Consider the following 19,468-nt stretch of genomic DNA (forward strand, 5'->3'; position numbering starts at 1 on the left):
TAAAAGCTCTAAAGGGTTTGCCTATTAGAGTTTTTATTATTGTTGATAATATTTATAAAACCATGTAATATATTATTTATATCACGATACTATAGTATAAATGAAAAAATAGAATAAGTATTTAATAATAGAGAATATTAGAATAATAAGGATTGAATAGAGAGGGATATATGGAAAGATTTAAATTATTATTGAAGAAAAATGGAACAAAACTTTTAAAACTAGTTTTTATAATCTTTATAGTTGGGATTATAATCACTAGTGGAGTAGAGGAATTAAAATCTATAGACTATGCAAAAACAATTGCTATAATTAGAGAATTTCCTATAAATCGCATATTAATATTTACTATTTTAGGTATGATAGCAGTATCATCAATGAGTTTATATGACTTTGCAATAGTAAAATATTTAAATCTTAATATTAAAAGTATAACTATATTTAGTATTACTTTTGTTGCCAATACAATAAACAATATTTCAGGTTTAGGAGGGCTAACTGGCGCTTCTATTAGAACTATGTTATTCAAAAACAGTACAGATACTAAAGAAAAAATAATAGATTACAATTTATTGTTAATTCCTGCAACAGGTATAGGTCTTTCTTTTATGATGATTATTGCATTATTTAAATATCAATATATAGCTCCAATTATAGAAAAGTATAAACTTATTATTGTAGCCATTGTTATTTTTATAATATATTTTATAGTATACTTTTTTATAGATGAAATTTTTTACGGATTAAATAAAGGATTAATACATAGAAGAGATCATGGCAGGATGATATTAAAGGTAAAACTATTATTATTTTCCTTTATAGATTGGATAGTTGCCTTTAGTCTGTTTTTTACTATTGTAAGACAATTTAATAAAACTGTTAATTTAGATATTATATTTATTATATTTACTTTAGGATCCATAGCTGGAATTTTAAGTTTATTGCCAAGCGGAGTTGGTTCATTTGATTTGGTGGTATTATTAGGATTTCAGTATTATGGTATGATAACAGAAGATGTTTTGGCAATTCTAATATTATATAGAATTTTTTACTATGTAATACCTCTAATAATAGGTATAGTCTTTACTTTAATAGTACAATCCAAAAGTGAAAATAAGTTAATTCAATTTATTAAAATATCTAGGATAAAAGATTTTATAAATAAAGCATCTGTCATCACAAATCTGTTGTTATCTATATTGATATTATCAAGTGGAGTAATCTTATTATTATCGGCATTAATTCCAGGAATAATTGATAGAATTAAAATAGCCTCAAGACTTTTATCTTTTCCAATTTTGCAATTGTCACGTCAGTTATCTATATGTGTGGGTATATTACTTATAGCAATTTCTCGAGAAATAAGGATGAAAGTAAAACGAAGTTATAGAATTACCATGTGGTTATTATTTTTTGGCGCTATATTTACATTAATAAAAGGATTTGATTACGAAGAAACAATTTTTTTAGTTATAGTTCTAATAATACTGAAGATGTCTAAGGAAAGTTTTTATAGAAAAAGTCTACCAATTGATTGGTTTAAGTCTTTTCTAACTATGATATTAGCATTTATAGGAATCTTAGCATATATGAAAATGGGTCATAAAATACTACGAGATTTTATAAAGGTTGAGTATTTTAAGACTTTAATATTAAGAGGTACTTCATGGAATGTTCTTGGTGGCATTGTTGCTTATGGACTTTTGATTATCTTTGTTATTTATTATGAATTAACAAAAGATAGAATAACAAAAGATTCTAGGCATGAAGATGTTGATGAGGAAAAACTGTATAAATTTTTACATGAATATGAGGGTAATTTCTCTACTCATTTTATATTTTTGAAGGATAAGCATTTGTTTTGGTCTAAGAATAATAAAGTTTTAATTCAATATGAGATAAGTCATAATCTTGCAATAGTTTTAGGAGATCCAATTGGAGATCAACAGTACTTTGATGAAGCTTTAATAGAGTTTCAGGATTTTATAGATGAATATGGATATAAATCCATTTTTTACCAGTCTAGTGAGAAATTGTTACCATTTTATCATAATCATGGATATTATTTTTTTAAATTGGGAGAAACTGGATTAGTAGAGTTGGATAATTTTGATATAAATAGTCCTAAGAGCAGAGATTTTAGAAATACACTTAGACGATTTGAAAAAGATGGTTTTATTTTTGAGTTTTATAATGAGGGCGCCATGGATGAAAAATTATTTTTATCTATAAAAGAAGTCTCTGATGAATGGTTAGATGATAGAGAAGAAATGGGATTTTCTCTTGGATGGTTTAATAAAGAATATTTAAATAAGTCTAAAATAGGAATTGTGATGAATAAAGAAACTAAAGAAATAATAGCATTTGCATCTATAAGCCCTAGTTATGATAATAATTCGGCTTCAATTGATTTAATGCGATTTAAGAAAAATGTACCTAGCAATACTATGACATTTTTAATATTAAATTTACTCTTGAAATTTAAAGAAGACAATTATAAATTATTTAACTTAGGAATGGCACCACTTTCAAATGTTGGTATAACTCAAAATGCCCACATACAGGAAAGAATGGCACATCTAGTGTTTAAATATGGTAAGCATTTTTATAGTTTTGATGGATTAAGAAAATATAAAAATAAATTTGATCCAAGATGGGAAGGGAGATATTTAGTTTATGAGGATCTTACTTTACTTCCATCTTCATTGATAGAGGTTACATGGCTGATTCATTCAAAGAAGAAAAAGTCTTAAGGAAATGAGTGAATATTATGGGAAGAAAGATATTAAGAACTATCTCTACTATTGATAGTTTAAATATAGAAGAATTAAAAAGTCTAAATATGGGAGTTGAAATACAAGATTTTACAGAACCCAATTTATCCATACTTGAGGCTAACAAAATAGTATCTAAATATAAAGAAAAATTTCAAGAGTTTAATAATATTAAAGCTTTACATGGACCATTTTTAGACTTAAAACCTTCAAGTCCAGATAAATTAATTAGGGAAGTAAGCTATAATAGATATTTATATACTATAAAGGTAGCTAAAGAACTGGATATAGATTATCTAATATTTCATAGTCAGATAAATCCATATTTAAATCAGCCATTTCTAAGAAAGTTAAACAATACTCAAAATAAAGAATTTTGGGAAGAAATATTGAAAGAAGTACCAGATTATAAAGGGTTGATATTGTTAGAAAATATATTTGAAGAAACTCCAATGATGTTAAAGGAATTAATAGAAACTATAAATTTAACTAATATTAAAGTTAATTTAGATATAGGACATGCTAAATTGGGAAAAGTTTCAATAGAAGAATGGATAAGAGAGCTTAAAGAATATATAGTATATATTCATATACATTCTAATGATGGATTATATGATGAGCATCAGAGTCCAACCCAAGATGAGATAAGAAGTTTATATTCTATATTAGATAAATATGGTCTAGAACCAGTATTGTCTTTGGAATATAAGGTAGATAATTTAAAAAAAGAAATAGAAAGATATAGGTAGGAGGAAAAGATATGGCAAATATTATGGTACAAGGAACCACGTCTTCGGCAGGTAAGAGTCTTATGTGTACGGGACTTTGCAGGATATTTAAAGAAGATGGATATAAGGTTTATCCATTTAAATCCCAAAATATGTCGTCAAAATATTATACTACAAAAGAAGGATATAAAATAAGCACTGCTCAAACTTTACAAGCAATAGCTGGAGGGCTTGAGCCACATCCAAATATGAATCCAATCTTACTTATACCAAAATCAGATAAAGGGTCTATGGTTGTTATAAAAGGCGAGGATAAAGAAGATATGGAAGCAGTAGAATATTTTAAATATAAAAGTAGTCTTAGACCAATGATACTTAATATATATAAAGAGATAGAAAAAGAAAATGATATTGTAGTTATAGAAGGAGCAGGTAGTCCAGCAGAAATAAACCTAAAACAAAACGATATAGTAAATATGGGCATGGCGGAGATGGCAGATGCCCCAGTGCTTTTAGTTGCTGACATAGATAGAGGAGGAGTATTTGCCTCCCTTTATGGTACTGTAATGCTATTGGAAGAACATGAAAAGAAAAGAATAAAGGGACTTATAATAAATAAATTCAGGGGAGATAAGACTCTTTTAGATTCTGGTATAGAGATGATTGAAGAATTATTAAATATACCAGTAATAGGTACTATACCTTTTTCACATTTTGAATTAGTGGATGAAGATAGTCTAGTTGACTACGAAAAGCAATGTAATACAAGTCTACAAACGGAAGAGCAGATGGAAGAGGAGTTAAATAAATTAGCTGCTATATTACGAGAAAATATGGATATAGATTATATTTATAAAATAATGAGAATTAATAGGACAATTAACGGTTAACAAAGAGCAATTAACAATGTAAGTGCCACTTATGGTGGCTGTTAAGGAGAAATTAATATGTTAATTAGTATAATATTAGGAGTTATATTAGATTTCGTTATAGGAGATCCATATAGTTTTCCTCATCCTGTAAAACTTATGGGAAGAATCATTTCCTTTGAAGAAAAAATAGCTAGAAAAGTTACTCAATCAAAGAAAGGACTAAAACTTTCAGGATTTATTATAGTTATGGTTAATATTTCTATTGGCTTTTTTATCCCATATATATTATTAAAATCCATAAGACAATATAAAATCATTTATACTATAGTAAATACTTATCTAATCTATACATGTATAGCAGCAAGATGCTTACATAATGAGGCTATAAAAGTATCAAAGGCTTTAGATATAGGTATAGAAGAGGCTAGAACAAGACTTTCTTATATAGTTGGCAGAGAAACTAAAAACCTTTCGGAAGAAGAAATCATAAGGGCAACAGTTGAAACCGTAGCAGAGAATACATCTGATGGAGTCATTGCACCTTTATTTTATATAATATTTTTAGGAGCATCAGGAGGACTAGCATATAAGTTTGTTAATACTATGGATTCGATGTTAGGATATAAGAATGAAAAATATATAGATTTAGGCTTTTTCCCTGCAAAGGTAGATGATATGTTTAATTACATTCCTGCTAGGATTACTGGAGTATTTATGTGCATTGGTTCTATATTTAGATTTAATATAAGAAATGGCTTTAAAATCATGATTAGAGATAGAAAAAATCATAAAAGCCCTAATTGTGCATATCCAGAAGGAGCTGTTGCAGGGCTTTTAGATATTCAGTTGGGAGGAAATAATTATTATCATGGCAAGCTTTTTAAAAAGCCAAATATAGGAGATAAGATTAAAAAAATTAGTAGGGCAGATATAAGGAATACTATAGAAATTATGTATCGAAGTGAGATGGTATTATTACTTATTTATATTTTAATTTTTTGTCTATAAAAATATCTTGTATTAAATATAATTTTATGATAGCATTTAAAATGAAAAATTAATTGAATATATTAGGTTCTATACAAGAATAATAGGGAAATGGGTGTAAACCCCATACAGCCCCCGCTACTGTAAGTGATGATGAAATCAACTTATGCCACCGGAAAATAAAATCTGGGAAGGCGTTGACAGTAAAATGATTCACAAGTCAGGAGACCTGCCTAATATTATCAAAGTGACCTTCGGAGGGAAGGAAAAACTTAAACTATATAATTATAGTTAATTTATTATGATTTCCATCCCTAATCTATTTCAGGTTAGGGATTTTCTATTTTCCTCATAGGTCATCTACAAAGAAATAAAGGGTTTATCCTTTATAAATAAATGTGAGGTGATTTTATGAAAAAGAAATTATTAATGTGGGCTGCTTTATTTGTTTTAATTATAACCCCACAGATGGCACATGCAATGCATATTATGGAAGGATTTCTACCTCTTAAATGGGCAATTGTATGGGCAGTATTGACTTTACCATTTTTAGTGATTGGATTTAAAAGATTGGGAAGGAGTTTAAAACAAGGACAGGATCAAAAGATGCTTCTAGGATTAGTAGGAGGATTTGCATTTGTTTTATCTGCTCTTAAGATTCCTTCTGTTACTGGTTCTTGCTCCCATCCAACAGGTGTAGGACTAGGTGCAATATTATTTGGGCCAACAACTATGACTGTCATAGGAATCATTGTATTATTATTTCAAGCATTATTATTAGCCCACGGAGGAATTACCACATTAGGAGCAAATTCATTTTCAATGGCTGTAGTAGGACCCCTTGTTTCCTATGGTATTTACAAGGCATTAGGTAAGGAAGGAAAAAATAAGAGTTTAGCTGTTTTCTTAGCTGCAGCATTGGGAGATTTGGCTACTTATGTAATTACATCAATTCAACTTTCCTTCGCATTTCCAGATGCTACAGGAGGATTTGCTGCATCTCTTACTAAATTTATGTCTGTATTTGCTGTTACACAAATACCATTGGCAATTGTTGAAGGAATAATAACTTTAATGGTATTTAACCTTATTCAAGAATATAGAAAAGAAGGAGTGCTTAAAATTGAAGAGTCTATTTAAACAAAACATTATTTTATTACTTTTAATAATGATAATAATAATCACTCCCTTAATTCTCAAAGGAGATTCAGAGTTTGAAGGTGCAGATGGAGAGGCAGAAGGAGTAATACAAGAAATAAGTCCTGATTATGAGCCCTGGTTTGAATCGTTATGGGAGCCACCAAGTGGGGAGATAGAGAGTTTGCTTTTTTCTCTTCAAGTTGCCATAGGGGCAGGTCTTATGGGATATATTTTCGGTGTATTAAAGGAAAGACGCAAAGTTGCTGCTAATAGATAGATATGCATATACTAATAAACTAAAGGATTATCCTCCACAGGTAAAGATTATTTTTGCCTGTGGAGGAATAGTATTACCAAGATTAATTAATAACTATTATTTTGACTTGCTAACTATTACTATTATGGTGACTTTGGTTGTAGTCATAGCTAAAGTACCATTTAAAAACTATTTTAAGATGCTTCTTTTGCCTATTTCTTTTTTAATAATTAGTTTAATCACAATAATGGTTTCAATTAATGGTGATAATTATCTTCATTATCTTAGGATTGGGAATATGTATATTGGTATAACTAAAACTTCTCTATTTACTGTAACTAAATTGTTTACTACAGTATTATCATCTTTAACATCTGTATATTTTTTAATATTAACTACTCCAATAATTGACATTATCAAAGTTTTAAAAAGGACAAAGATACCTAGTTTGTTTATAGAATTGATGGTACTAATTTATAGAAGTATATTTATATTTATTGAGGAAGCAAGTAATATCTATCTGGCACAAACTATGAAATTTGGTTATGAAAATAATAAAAATACATTAAAATCTACATCTTTATTAATTAGAAATCTCTTTCTTAGGGTATTTTTAAAATATAGAGAAATGAATATATCTCTGGAATGTAAATTATATGATGGGGATTTTAAACTAGGTGATTAAATGATAAAAGTAGAAAATCTATATTATGAATATGAGGATGGTACAAAAGCACTAAATAACATAAATATGGATATGTCAAAGGGCAAAGTAATAGGAATTATTGGAGCTAATGGTTCAGGTAAATCTACTTTGTTTCTAAATATTATGGGTATTCTTAGACCTAGTAAAGGTTTTGTAAAATATAATGATATTCCTATAAAATATAGTAAATCCTATTTAAGAGAATATAGAAAACAAGTGAATATTGTATTTCAAAATCCAGAGCACCAAATATTTTATTCCAATGTATTTGATGATATAGCATTTTCTCTAAGAAATATTGGTATATCTGAGGATATAATAAAGGAAAAGGTAGTTCATGCACTTGATGAAGTTAATGGTCTTGATTTAGCCAATAAACCGGTACATTTTTTAAGTTATGGACAGAAGAAAAGAGTTGCTATTGCTGGTGTATTGGTTATGAATTCTAGGGTGCTGTTATTAGATGAGCCTACAGCTGGACTTGATCCTTATATGAGCAAACAGATGAAAGGTATAATCAATGAAATAAGTAAGGATAAAAATATTATAATATCAAGTCATGATATGGATTTAATTTATGATATATGTGACTATATATATATACTTAGAAAAGGTAGTATTATTGGAGAAGGAATACCACAAGAAATTTTTTTAAAAGATAATTTAGTAGATGAAGCATATTTAGTAAAGCCTTGGTTAATTAGAATACATGAGAAATTTGGTACACCTTTGTTTAAGAATGAAGAAGATTTTATAGCATATAATGGAAAGGAGAACCTATGAAAAAAGGAATAATAGTGGCAAGTTTTGGAACAACTCATGAAAACACTCGTAAACTTTGTATTGAAAGTATAGAAAATATAATAAAAGAAAAATATAAGGAGTATTTGGTTCTTAGAGCCTTTACTTCAGGGATGGTTATTAATATTTTAAAAAAAAGGGATGGAATTAATGTTTTTAATCCTAAGGAAGCTATAGAGGAAATGAAGGCTCAAGGTGTGGATGAAATATATATTCAACCACTTCATATAATTCCGGGTCATGAATATGAAAAACTCACTAAATATAATCTAAAGGTAGGACTACCCTTATTAAGTTTAAGAGATGATAATATAAAAATTGCCGAAGAAATAGGAAGTAATGAATTAAATGTAAATGAGGCAATGGTATTTATGGGACATGGTTCTGATCATAAGGCAGATATTGCCTATGAAAATTTAGAAAATATTTATCATGAAAAGGGTTTTACAAATGTGTTTATTGGTACAGTAGAAGGTAGAAAAACAATTGATGATATCATAATAGATTTAAAAGGAAAGAATATTAAAAAAGTTAAGCTTAGACCATTTATGTTAGTAGCAGGAGATCATGCAATAAACGATATGGCGTCTGAGGATGAAGATTCTTGGAAATCAATACTTGAAAAAGAAGGATATGAAGTTGAAGTAAGTCTTAAAGGTCTTGGAGAGTATAAAATTATCCAAGATATATTTCTAGAGCATCTTGAGGATATAATAGGAGAGAAATAATGAAAAAACTATATGGAATTGGCACAGGACCAGGAGATAAGGAGCTTTTAACCATTAAAGCTGTTAAAGCTATGGAAGATTCATCAGTTATATTTGCCCCAAATAATAGGGGGAAAAACATGGCTATAGATACTGCAAGAGATTTTATCCAAGATAAACCAATAATCTTTATTGATTTTCCCATGGGAAATGTTACTAGAGAGGACTATAAAAAAGCTTCTGAATTAATATTGGAAAAAATACCTGAAGGTGCTATAGGCTCATTTCTTACTATAGGTGATCCTATGATTTATAGTACATTTATATATATTATGGAAGAATTAGAAGGTAAGGATATAGATATAGAAATAATATCAGGAATTCCATCCTTTGTGGCAGCGGCAGGAAAGAGTAGGACTCCCATAACTTTAAAAGGAGAAAATTTTATATTATGTGATGAGTTTAAAGAGGAATTGCTAGAGAATATAGATTCAATAGCTATATTAAAAACCATAAAAGAAAAGGAGAATATACTAAATGCATTAGAAGGTAATGGCTTTAGTTATAAATATATTAAAAGAGCTACCTTGGAAGAACAGGAAATATTAAGTGATAAAGAAGATATATTAAATGATAAGGACTATATATCATTGATTATAGCTAGAAAAGACTAATATATTTAATTTGATATTTTAAATTATACAAAGAAGGTGATAAAATGGAGCATGGAGGAGACTTACTATCATATGAAGGATGCTATGATGGTGAGTTAATAGATTACAGTAGCAATATAAATCCATTGGGACCACCAAAAGGTTTAGAAAAGATAATTATAGATAGTTTTAAAAATTTAGAGGCATATCCGGATATTAAATATAGAAGGCTAAAAGATTCTGTAGCCAATTATTTGAATTGCAATGAAAACAATGTAATAGTTGGTAATGGTGCTGTAGAATTGATAGATAATTTTATAATTTTAGCTAATAGAGTAATAGTTTGCACGCCTTCTTTTTTAGAATATGAAAAAAGAAGTATTATACATGGAAAAGAGGTAATTAGAGTTCCATATAACTCTGATTTCACCATAGATATTTTAGATATAGGAAATAAAATAGAGAAAGATGATTTGTTAATACTAGGTAATCCAAATAATCCAACAGGTCTTAGAATAGATAAAATAGAACTTATAATGATATATAATATGGTTAAAAAGGCAGAAGCATATTTATTGTTAGATGAGGCTTTTTTTGAATTTTGCTCCATGGATTATGATAGTATAGAGTTATTTAGACAAACAAATTATGAAAACTTAGGTATCATAAGGGCTGCTACAAAATTTTTTGCATTACCTGGTATTCGTTTAGGTTATGGATGTACATCAAGGGAATTAGCTGATAAAATATATAATATACAGTTACCTTGGAGTGTAAATTCCTTCGCTGAAGCAGCAGGTAATTTTATATTTAATGATAAGCAATATATAGATGAGAGTAAAAGATATATAGAAAATGAAAGGAAAAATATGTATCAAGAGTTATCAAAACTTTCTAACATAATCGTATTTCCTACAGAAACAAACTATATATTAATTAAGCTATTAAAATGGAATGAGGAATATGTATTTAATTTCTTTTTACACAGGGGGATAGTTATCAGGAAATGTTCTAGTTTTGTAGACTTACCAGAAGGATATATTCGAGTGGCTATAAAGGATAGGGAAAACAACATAAAACTTATAAGAATTTTCAAGGAATTGGAGAGCGTTTAGATGAGGACTATAATGATAACAGCTCCATCGAGCAATACAGGAAAAACCACTATTACTCTTGGAATTATTAGGGCAATTAGAAATAGAGGATTAGATGTTTCTGCTTTTAAGACAGGACCTGATTTTATTGATACAAAATATTTAGAGCTTGCATCTGGAAAAAGAGCTGGAAATCTTGATATACATTTAATGGGAAGAAGTGGTATAAAAAAATCCTTGTCTATGAATAATGGAGAATATGGTGTTATAGAAGGTGTTATGGGATATTTTGATGGTATATATAATACTTATGAAAATTCAAGCTTTGATATATCTAAAGAATTAGATATTCCTGCAATATTAGTTTATAGACCTCAGGGAGAGATGTTTTCAGTTATTCCCAAGATTAAAGGAATGGTAGATTTCCCTGGCTCAAAGATAAAAGGTATTATATTAAACAAGGTTAATAAAGAGATGTTTTTATTATTAAAAGAAAAGATAGAGGAGTATATAGATATAGAAGTATTAGGATATCTTCCGAAGGATATTTCTTTAGAAGTTGAATCTAGATATCTAGGATTGATGCAAACCTATGAAAATACTGATTGTGAGGAGTTAATATCTAGGACAGCTGAATCTGTAGAAAAAACAATAGATATAGATAAAATATTGAAATTATCTAAAGAAATAGAAGTTTCTTCCTATAAATATGAAAGAAAAAGAAATATAGATGTTGCTATAGCCTATGACGAAGCATTTAACTTTTACTATAATGAAAACTTAAATTTGTTTGAGAATATATGCAATGTAAAATATTTCTCTCCTATTAGGGATAATATGGTTCCTAAATCAGATTTTATATATATTGGCGGAGGTTATCCAGAATTATATAAAGAGGAGTTATCTTCAAATATAGAGATGATTAGCTCTATAAGAGAAAATGCCATGACTGGAAAGCCTATTATAGCTGAGGCAGGGGGATTTATGTATTTAGTATCTTCTATAGAAGACTATTCAATGTGTAATCTATTCAATGGTAGTGCTACTATGACAGGCAGATTGCAAAGATTTGGATATGTAAATATTTTATTAAATAAAGATACTCTATTGGGGAAAAGAGAAAGTATGATTACAGGAAATGAATATCATCGCTCTATAATAGAACTAAGAGAAGAACCAGTATTTAATATTACTAAACCAATGAATATTAAGAAAAAATGGCAATGTGGATATATTTATAAAAATGTATTGGCCTATTATCAGCATATTAATTTCCTTGGAAATATGGAGGCTTTTAATTATTTACTGGATAATGTAGAAAACATAAGAAGAGAGGGATAATAGTGTATATTAAAAATCCTATGGAAATAGAAAATAAAAGTATGGACATTATAGATGAAGTTATGGGAGATACTAAATTTTCAGAGGAAGAAAAGATAGTAGCAAAGAGAATGATTCATACAACTGGGGATTTTGACTATAGAAATATAATTGTATTCAAGAATAATTTTATTAAAGAGGCTAAAAAAACTATTTCAGAAGGAAAGACTATATTTACTGATACTAAGATGGCATATACTGGTATTAATAAACCAGCACTAGCAAAGGCTGGTTGTGAATTGAAATGTTTTATAGATGATGATAGGGTATTTTCATTATCCAAAGAGCTTGGCACTACAAGATCAGCCTGTGCTGTGGATTTAGCTGTAGGGGAGGGAATTGATATATTCGTAATAGGAAATGCACCTACAGCATTATTTAGGATATTGGAATTAGTCAAAGAAGGTAAAGTTATTCCAAGATTTATAGTGGGAGTTCCCGTTGGTTTTGTTGGAGCCGCTGAGTCTAAGGAATATTTAAGGGAGTTTAATATGCCTTCCATATCTACAGTTGGAAATAAAGGAGGAAGCAATGTAGCAGCCTCAATAATCAATGCTCTATTATATATGGTGGTAGGTAGATGAGCTTAGATTTATATATAATAAAAGAAGGAAAAAGTTTGAGATGTGGATATACTACGGGTAGTTGTGCAGCAGGAGCAGCCAAGGCAGCAGCAATTATGATTGAAACAGGAGAGACAGTAAAATATGTGGAAATAGATACTCCGGCAAATATTAAATTAAAGCTAGAAGTAAATAATCCATCTATTGACGGTAAAAAGGCTACATGTTCAATTATAAAGGATGCAGGAGATGACCCAGACAATACAGATGGAATAGAAATATATGCAACATTATCAAAGAGAGATGACGGACAAGTTATTATAGAAGGTGGACAGGGAATAGGAAGAATAAGAAGAAAAGGGTTATTTGGCAAAGTAGGAGAGGCAGCAATAAATCCAGTACCAAGACAGATGATAGAAAAGGAAGTAAGAGAAGTTTCAAATAGTGGATATGATATTTTAATATTTGCACCTCAAGGAGAAGAAATTGGAAAGAAGACTTTTAATGAAAATATTGGCATTGAAGGTGGGATATCAATTATAGGTACTAAAGGAATAGTATATCCCATGTCGGAGGAAGCTCTTATAAAGACAATATATATGGAAATAGATATGTTGGAAGAAACTTATGGAAAATCTAATATTGTTTTAGTACCGGGAAACTATGGAGAGAAATTAGCAGAAGAATTAGGGATAAATGAGCCTAAAGTAAAGGTATCAAATTTTTTAGGGGATAGTTTATTATATATTTACAATAAAGGGTTTAAATCCATAACTTTGATAGGTCATGTAGGTAAATTCTCTAAATTATCCATAGGTGTATTTAATACCCATAGTAAGGTCTGTGATGGTCGAATGGAAGCCTTTATATATTATTTAGCACTTATGGGAGCACCAATGGAATTACTTAATAGAGTAAATAATGCCGTTACTGCAGAGGAAGGACTAAATATATGTATAGATGCTGGCTATGGTGAAGTCATAAGGCGTATGGAAAAGGGAGCTGAGGATAGGATAAGGAAGTATCTAAAGGATGAAAATTACAAAGTAAAGGTAATCATTTATTCTATGGAAAGAGGTGTAACCCTATGTTAACTGTAGCTGGAGTAGGCCCGGGGAATCCAAAATATTTAACTTGTGATGTAAGGATGAGAATAGAAAATGCAAGTCATATCTTAGCCTTTGGAAGGGTGGCAAATTCCCTTAAGTCCATTAGAGATGATATTATAGAGGTAAATAAAGTAGAAGAAATAATGAAATACATAGATATGGAAAAAGAACTACTATTACTGGCTTCAGGAGATCCGAATTTTTTTGGCATAGTGGATTATTTAAAGAAAAAAGGATTAAAAGTAAAGGAAGTACTGCCTGGATTATCATCCTTTCAATATATGATGGGAAAGCTTCAAAAATCATGGCAAGAGGCAAATTTTCTATCTCTTCATGGAAGAAATGAAAATCTAGATAGTGTTAAATCCAATAAAATTAGTATATTGTTAGTGGATAAAGACAATTCACCTAATAAAATATCAAAGGAATTATATAAATTAAATATTAAAGGAAAGATTTATGTAGGATTTAACCTATCTTATGATGATGAGAAAATAATTATAAAAAATATTGGAGAAGAAATAGAGAATATTTCATTTCTTGGAGTGGTGGTAGTTGAAAATGAAATGGATTAGAGATGAAGATTTTATAAGGGGAAATATTCCCATGACTAAATTTAATATTAGAATATTAATTATGGGATATCTGTCAATAGAAGAAGGAGATAGACTACTTGATATAGGAGCAGGAACAGGTTCTGTATCTATAGAAGCAGCTACTCATGGTGCTAAGGTTTGGTCAATTGAAAGAGAAGAAGAAGGAATAAGATTAATTAAATGTAATTCTAATAAATTCAATGTAGAAGTTAATATATTACATGGAGAAGCTCCCAAAAATCTTCCGAATCAAAAGTTTAATAAATGTTTTATAGGCGGCTCTGGTGGTAAATTAGAAGAGATATTTTTATATTTAGAAGAAAGTTTAGAAGATAAGGGAATATTATGTGGGAATTTTATAACCCTAAAAAATTTAAACCAGTTTATGGAACTATTAAATAAATATAATTATAGAGATATAGAAGTACAATTAGTACAAATATCTGTCATGGATAAAATAGGGCTTTTAAAAGGACAAAACCCAATATTTATAGTAAAAGGAGTGAAATATGATGATTAGTTTTGTAGGTGCAGGACCAGGGAATGTAGACTTAATTACAGTTAAGGGGAGAAAGCTTTTGGAGGAAGCTGATGTAGTTATATATGCAGGCTCTTTAGTATCTAAGGAACATTTGGAATTTTGCAAGGAAGGAGCTAGAATATATAATTCTGCCTCAATGACATTAGAAGAAGTAATTGAAGTAATGGATGTGGCAGTAAAAGATGATTTAAAGGTAGTTAGATTACATACAGGAGATCCTACAATATATGGAGCCATAAGAGAACAGATGGATTTATTAGATAATAAGGAAATTTCTTATGAAGTAGTTCCCGGAGTTAGTTCTTTTACTGGAGCCTGTGCATCTATAAAAAAGGAGTTTACACTTCCAGATGTTAGTCAAACAATTATATTAACTAGAATAGAGGGGCGTACTCCAGTACCGAAGGAAGAAGATTTAGAGTCTTTGGCTAAACATAAAGCATCCATGGCAATATTTTTATCAGTACAAGAAATAAGTAGAGTAGTAGAAAAATTAGTAAAGGGTTATGGAAGAGATGATGTGCCAGTAGCCATAATATATAAAGCTACTTGGGAAGATGAAAAGATAATATATGGAACACTTAAAGATATAGAGAAAAAGGTAAAGGAAGAAGGCATTAATAAAATGGCACAAATCTTAGTAGGGGATTTTATAGAAGGAGAATATGAAAGGTCAAAGTTATATGACCCAAGCTTTACCCATAAGTTTAGGAGTGCATCAAAATGAAAATAGCTTGTCTATCATTTACGGAAAAGGGGAAACTAATAGGTGATAGGCTAAAAAATCTAAATAAAGATGATGGAAAGTATGTATTAACTCACTATGCTAATGGAGAAGTAGAAGATAAGATAAAAGGGATAATGAATTATGTTTGGAATGAATATGATGGTTTAGTATTTATCTCATCAACTGGAATAGCAGTGAGAATGATAACTCCATATATAAAAGATAAAATAAAAGATCCAGCTGTTGTAGTTATAGATGATTGCGGAAGATTTTCCATATCTCTATTATCTGGACATCTAGGAGGGGCAAATGAACTATCAGAATGGTTGGGAGAAAAGATAAATGCAATTCCAGTTATTACAACAGCATCAGATAATAGAAAAATAGAAGCTGTAGATTTATTTGCCAAGAGGAATAAATATTATTTGGAAGACATGGAATCTATAAAAAAGATAACAGCTAAGATGGTAAATGGAAAAAACATAGGATTTTATTCAGAGGATAATAAAATAATAAATTATCCTAATCTTACAGTATTGGAAGATTTGGACTATATAAATCCTAATATAGATGGTATGATTATTGTCAGCTCTCAGGATATAAATTTACAAAATATTAATATACCAATTGCATATTTAAGACCAAGGAATATTAATATTGGATTGGGATGCAGGAAGGGCATAGAAGGTATGAGGATAATAGAAGCCATAGAAGAGGTTTTCTACAAGGCAAAATTATCTGTTAATAGTATAAAAGCTATTGGTACAGTTGAGGTGAAAAAAGATGAAAAAGGAATTATAGATGCATCAAAGTATTTTAATTGTCCAATGAAAATATTTACTATAGATGAAATAAAAGAGGTACAAGATAAATTTGATAAATCTCAATTTGTTAAGGATAATATAGGTGTTTATTCAGTATCAGAGCCTTCTGCATACTTGCTTGGTGGAAAATTAATTGTAAATAAATCTAAACATAATGGGATTACAATATCAATATCAAAGGAGATAAGAAATGGCTAAATTATACGTAGTAGGAATAGGTCCAGGTGGAAGAGAGCATATGACCTATAAAGCAGTAGAAGTAATAAGAACTAGTGATGTAATAGTAGGATATACACCATATATTGAATATCTTGGCGACCTAGTAGAAGGAAAAGAATTGTTTTCTACAGGAATGAAAGGAGAAATAGAGAGGTGTAAAGTTGCCATAGACATGGTGAGAAATGGAAAGGATACAGCAATAGTAAGTACAGGAGATGCAGGGCTTTATGGAATGGCAGGACCAATTCTTGAGTTAGCAGAAGATATAGAAGTAGAAGTAATACCAGGGGTAACTGCTTCATTTTCAGCAGCGGCAGAACTAGGATCCCCTATTATGCATGATTACGCTTCCATCAGTTTATCTGATTTATTGACTCCATGGGAAGTAATAGAAAATAGATTAGAAAAAGCAGCAGAGTCAGATTTTGTCATTACCATATATAATCCTAAATCAAAGGGAAGAAAAACTCATCTAGAAAAGGCAGTAAATATAATTTTAAACCATAGAAAGGGAAGTACTCCAGTAGGTATAGTTAAAAATTCAGGAAGAGCAGGCAGAGAAATAACAGTTACTACTTTAGATAATATAGATTATGAAAAGGTAGACATGCTATCTGTACTCCTTATAGGAAATTCAAATTCTTATATAAAGAATAATAGAATTATCACACCTAGGGGATATAATATAAAATGATTTGGATAATAGGTGGTACCAGTGAGGCTAGGGAAATAGTAGATAGAATAAAGGACTTAAATAACTATATTGTTACCATAGCTACAGATGGAGGAAAAGAGTTTATAAATAGTAATAGGGTATTAGTTGGAAGAATGAATTATCAGGAAATGGTAGAATTTTGTAAAGAAAATCAAATTTCTTTAATAGCAGATCTAACACATCCATATGCTGAAATAGTATCACAAAATGCTAAAAAGGTGGCAAAGGATTTGGGAATATACTATATTAGATATATGAGGGATAAAATATATCTAGGGGGAAATGCTGTTTATTTAAATAACTATGAGGAAGCCTATGACTATCTATCAACAATTTCTGGTACAGTATTTTTTACTACAGGATCTAAAAATATTGGAGATTTTGAGAAAATACGAGGAAATAATAGATTTATCTATAGAATACTTCCGGCTATTGAAAGCATAGAAGAATGTAGAAAATATAATATACAGATGAAAGATATAGTAGCAGTATTAGGTCCATTTTCTAAAGAATATAATAAAGCTATGCTTGAGGAATACAAGACAGAATATTGTGTTATGAAGGATAGTGGAGATAAAGGCGGAACCCTAGAAAAATTACAGGCCTGTAGTGAATTAGGTGTAGTACCAATAATAATAGGCAGGGAAGATGAAAAAGGAATTAATGATTTAGACTCAATAGAAAAAGTCATTAGGGAAAAAAGTAAAGGGGGAGAATAAATGGAGAATTCATATAGGTTTTATAGAAACACAGATTGTGATTATTTCCCATGTCACAAGGTAGAAAATGAAGAAGAATTCAACTGTATGTTTTGCTATTGTCCACTATATCTTATGGAAGAATGTGGTGGAAATCATATAGAAAATTATGGTGTTAAGGATTGCTCCAACTGTCTTATACCACATAGACCAAATGGATACGATTATATAAACAAAAAATTAATTGAGAGAAACAATATGAAAAGGAATAAATAATAAAAAGGGTGGAATACATATGAATCTATTAAAAGAAACTATAAGCTCAATAACGCCTTCAAATGAAGAGGCAAAGAAATTAGCTAGGGAAAAATGGGATGGTTTAGTTAAGCCAGTAGGCAGTTTAGGTACCTTAGAAGAAGCTACTATAAAAATAGCAGGTATGACTGGGAAAGTAATTAATAAAATTGAGAAAAGAGCCATAGTCGTAATGTGTAGTGACAACGGAGTAGTAGAAGAAGGAGTAAGCTCAGCACCTCAAATCTTTACTAAGGTGTTAACAGAAAGTATGCCTAAAGGATTAACAGGTGTTGCTACCTTAGGAAAATATGCAAATACTAATATTGTTACAGTAAATTTAGGGGTAATAGGAGAAATAAATGATCCTAGAATAATAAATAGAAAAATAGCAGATGGAACAAAGAATTTTGTAAAAGAACCTGCAATGACTTATGATGAAGCAATTAAAGCCATAGAGACAGGTATTGAAATTGGTGATAAATTATATGGGGAAGGATATGATATTTTAGGTACTGGAGAAGTAGGAATAGGAAATACTACTACTGCGGCAGCAGTTTTATCAGTCTTAGCAGATTTAGATGTAGATATAACTTGTGGTAAAGGTGCAGGGCTTACTGATGAGCAACATACTAATAAAAAGGCTGTAATAAGAAAAGGAATAGAATTGAACAAACCCAAGAAAGAAGATCCAATAGACACAATAGCAAAAGTAGGTGGTTTTGATATAGGCGGAATGTGTGGATTGTTTTTATCAGCTGCTAAAAACAAAAAACCTATAGTAGTAGATGGATTTATATCATCATCTGCAGCTCTTTGTGCTGTTAAATTAAATCCATTGGTTAGAGACTATATAATTCCTTCCCATCTATCAGGGGAACCAGGAGCAAAACATGTAGCAGAGGAATTACAGTTAAAACCAATGTTAAATCTAGGCATGAGATTAGGAGAGGGGACAGGTTGTCCATTAGCTTTTCAAATTATAGAGGCTGGGATGTATACATTGGAAAATATGGGGACATTTGAAGAGGTATCCTTAAGTAGCTCTGCACTAGTGGATATAAGAGAAGAATAAATGAAGGTG

At 29.8% G+C, this 19,468-nt stretch carries 22 protein-coding genes and 1 riboswitch; all 22 genes read left to right on the forward strand.

Annotation, left to right across the window (positions count from 1 at the left end):
- Window positions 1-170 precede the first annotated feature (170 nt).
- The 22 genes from mprF (at window position 171) to cobT (ending at window position 19,459) form a co-directional block, all read left to right on the forward strand.
- Window positions 171-2,753, forward strand: coding sequence for a bifunctional lysylphosphatidylglycerol flippase/synthetase MprF (mprF, locus tag RT714_RS07760; RefSeq protein WP_313757009.1), 2,583 nt, complete (start codon window positions 171-173; stop codon window positions 2,751-2,753).
- Between the two features lie 17 nt (window positions 2,754-2,770).
- Complete coding sequence (locus tag RT714_RS07765; protein ID WP_313757010.1) at window positions 2,771-3,523, forward strand: sugar phosphate isomerase/epimerase; 753 nt, start codon at window positions 2,771-2,773, stop codon at window positions 3,521-3,523.
- Between the two features lie 11 nt (window positions 3,524-3,534).
- Complete coding sequence (locus RT714_RS07770) at window positions 3,535-4,392, forward strand: cobyric acid synthase (protein ID WP_313757011.1); 858 nt, start codon at window positions 3,535-3,537, stop codon at window positions 4,390-4,392.
- A 57-nt stretch (window positions 4,393-4,449) separates the two neighbouring features.
- Window positions 4,450-5,382: an adenosylcobinamide-phosphate synthase CbiB gene (gene cbiB / locus RT714_RS07775; protein ID WP_313757012.1), complete on the forward strand. Its 933-nt coding sequence runs from the start codon at window positions 4,450-4,452 to the stop codon at window positions 5,380-5,382.
- Window positions 5,383-5,429: 47 nt separating this feature from the next.
- A riboswitch (cobalamin riboswitch) is annotated at window positions 5,430-5,613 on the forward strand.
- Between the two features lie 159 nt (window positions 5,614-5,772).
- Window positions 5,773-6,501: an energy-coupling factor ABC transporter permease gene (locus RT714_RS07780; protein ID WP_313757013.1), complete on the forward strand. Its 729-nt coding sequence runs from the start codon at window positions 5,773-5,775 to the stop codon at window positions 6,499-6,501.
- A complete protein-coding gene (locus RT714_RS07785) occupies window positions 6,485-6,778 on the forward strand; it encodes an energy-coupling factor ABC transporter substrate-binding protein (protein WP_084725356.1) in 294 nt (97 codons plus the stop codon). The genes RT714_RS07780 and RT714_RS07785 overlap by 17 nt, the downstream gene beginning before the upstream one ends.
- Window positions 6,762-7,442 carry a cobalt ECF transporter T component CbiQ gene (gene cbiQ, locus RT714_RS07790; protein ID WP_216543947.1) on the forward strand — a complete coding sequence of 227 codons (681 nt, stop codon included), beginning with the start codon at window positions 6,762-6,764 and terminating at the stop codon, window positions 7,440-7,442. The genes RT714_RS07785 and cbiQ overlap by 17 nt, the downstream gene beginning before the upstream one ends.
- Window positions 7,443-8,246 (forward strand): ATP-binding cassette domain-containing protein, encoded by an 804-nt coding sequence (locus RT714_RS07795; protein WP_313757014.1) that lies wholly within the window; start codon window positions 7,443-7,445, stop codon window positions 8,244-8,246.
- Entirely contained in the window at window positions 8,243-8,992 is a 750-nt protein-coding gene (locus RT714_RS07800) for a sirohydrochlorin cobaltochelatase (protein WP_072976055.1), read from the forward strand. The genes RT714_RS07795 and RT714_RS07800 overlap by 4 nt, the downstream gene beginning before the upstream one ends.
- On the forward strand, window positions 8,992-9,645 hold the full coding sequence (locus RT714_RS07805) for a precorrin-2 C(20)-methyltransferase (protein WP_072976053.1): 654 nt from the start codon (window positions 8,992-8,994) through the stop codon (window positions 9,643-9,645). Before RT714_RS07800 ends, RT714_RS07805 begins: the two co-directional genes overlap by 1 nt.
- A gap of 44 nt (window positions 9,646-9,689) precedes the next feature.
- Entirely contained in the window at window positions 9,690-10,739 is a 1,050-nt protein-coding gene (locus tag RT714_RS07810; protein ID WP_313757015.1) for a histidinol-phosphate transaminase, read from the forward strand.
- On the forward strand, window positions 10,740-12,059 hold the full coding sequence (locus tag RT714_RS07815; RefSeq protein ID WP_072976049.1) for a cobyrinate a,c-diamide synthase: 1,320 nt from the start codon (window positions 10,740-10,742) through the stop codon (window positions 12,057-12,059).
- Between the two features lie 2 nt (window positions 12,060-12,061).
- Complete coding sequence (locus tag RT714_RS07820) at window positions 12,062-12,682, forward strand: precorrin-8X methylmutase (RefSeq protein WP_313757016.1); 621 nt, start codon at window positions 12,062-12,064, stop codon at window positions 12,680-12,682.
- Window positions 12,679-13,755, forward strand: a complete 1,077-nt coding sequence (cbiD, locus tag RT714_RS07825) for a cobalt-precorrin-5B (C(1))-methyltransferase CbiD (RefSeq protein ID WP_313757017.1) — start codon at window positions 12,679-12,681, stop codon at window positions 13,753-13,755. Before RT714_RS07820 ends, cbiD begins: the two co-directional genes overlap by 4 nt.
- Complete coding sequence (gene cbiE / locus RT714_RS07830) at window positions 13,749-14,345, forward strand: precorrin-6y C5,15-methyltransferase (decarboxylating) subunit CbiE (RefSeq protein ID WP_313757018.1); 597 nt, start codon at window positions 13,749-13,751, stop codon at window positions 14,343-14,345. Before cbiD ends, cbiE begins: the two co-directional genes overlap by 7 nt.
- Window positions 14,332-14,886 carry a precorrin-6Y C5,15-methyltransferase (decarboxylating) subunit CbiT gene (cbiT, locus tag RT714_RS07835; RefSeq protein ID WP_313757019.1) on the forward strand — a complete coding sequence of 185 codons (555 nt, stop codon included), beginning with the start codon at window positions 14,332-14,334 and terminating at the stop codon, window positions 14,884-14,886. Before cbiE ends, cbiT begins: the two co-directional genes overlap by 14 nt.
- Window positions 14,879-15,634 carry a precorrin-4 C(11)-methyltransferase gene (gene cobM / locus RT714_RS07840; protein WP_313757020.1) on the forward strand — a complete coding sequence of 252 codons (756 nt, stop codon included), beginning with the start codon at window positions 14,879-14,881 and terminating at the stop codon, window positions 15,632-15,634. The genes cbiT and cobM overlap by 8 nt, the downstream gene beginning before the upstream one ends.
- Window positions 15,631-16,656: a cobalt-precorrin 5A hydrolase gene (cbiG, locus tag RT714_RS07845; protein WP_313757021.1), complete on the forward strand. Its 1,026-nt coding sequence runs from the start codon at window positions 15,631-15,633 to the stop codon at window positions 16,654-16,656. Before cobM ends, cbiG begins: the two co-directional genes overlap by 4 nt.
- Window positions 16,649-17,371, forward strand: a complete 723-nt coding sequence (gene cobJ, locus RT714_RS07850; protein ID WP_313757022.1) for a precorrin-3B C(17)-methyltransferase — start codon at window positions 16,649-16,651, stop codon at window positions 17,369-17,371. The genes cbiG and cobJ overlap by 8 nt, the downstream gene beginning before the upstream one ends.
- Window positions 17,368-18,111, forward strand: coding sequence for a precorrin-6A reductase (gene cobK / locus RT714_RS07855; protein WP_313757023.1), 744 nt, complete (start codon window positions 17,368-17,370; stop codon window positions 18,109-18,111). The genes cobJ and cobK overlap by 4 nt, the downstream gene beginning before the upstream one ends.
- Window positions 18,112-18,366 (forward strand): cysteine-rich small domain-containing protein, encoded by a 255-nt coding sequence (locus RT714_RS07860; protein ID WP_313757024.1) that lies wholly within the window; start codon window positions 18,112-18,114, stop codon window positions 18,364-18,366. It begins immediately after the preceding gene.
- Between the two features lie 19 nt (window positions 18,367-18,385).
- Complete coding sequence (gene cobT / locus RT714_RS07865; protein WP_313757025.1) at window positions 18,386-19,459, forward strand: nicotinate-nucleotide--dimethylbenzimidazole phosphoribosyltransferase; 1,074 nt, start codon at window positions 18,386-18,388, stop codon at window positions 19,457-19,459.
- Window positions 19,460-19,468: the final 9 nt, after the last annotated feature.

This window comes from Tissierella sp. (assembly GCF_032104385.1).
Lineage (GTDB): Bacteria > Bacillota > Clostridia > Tissierellales > Tissierellaceae > Tissierella.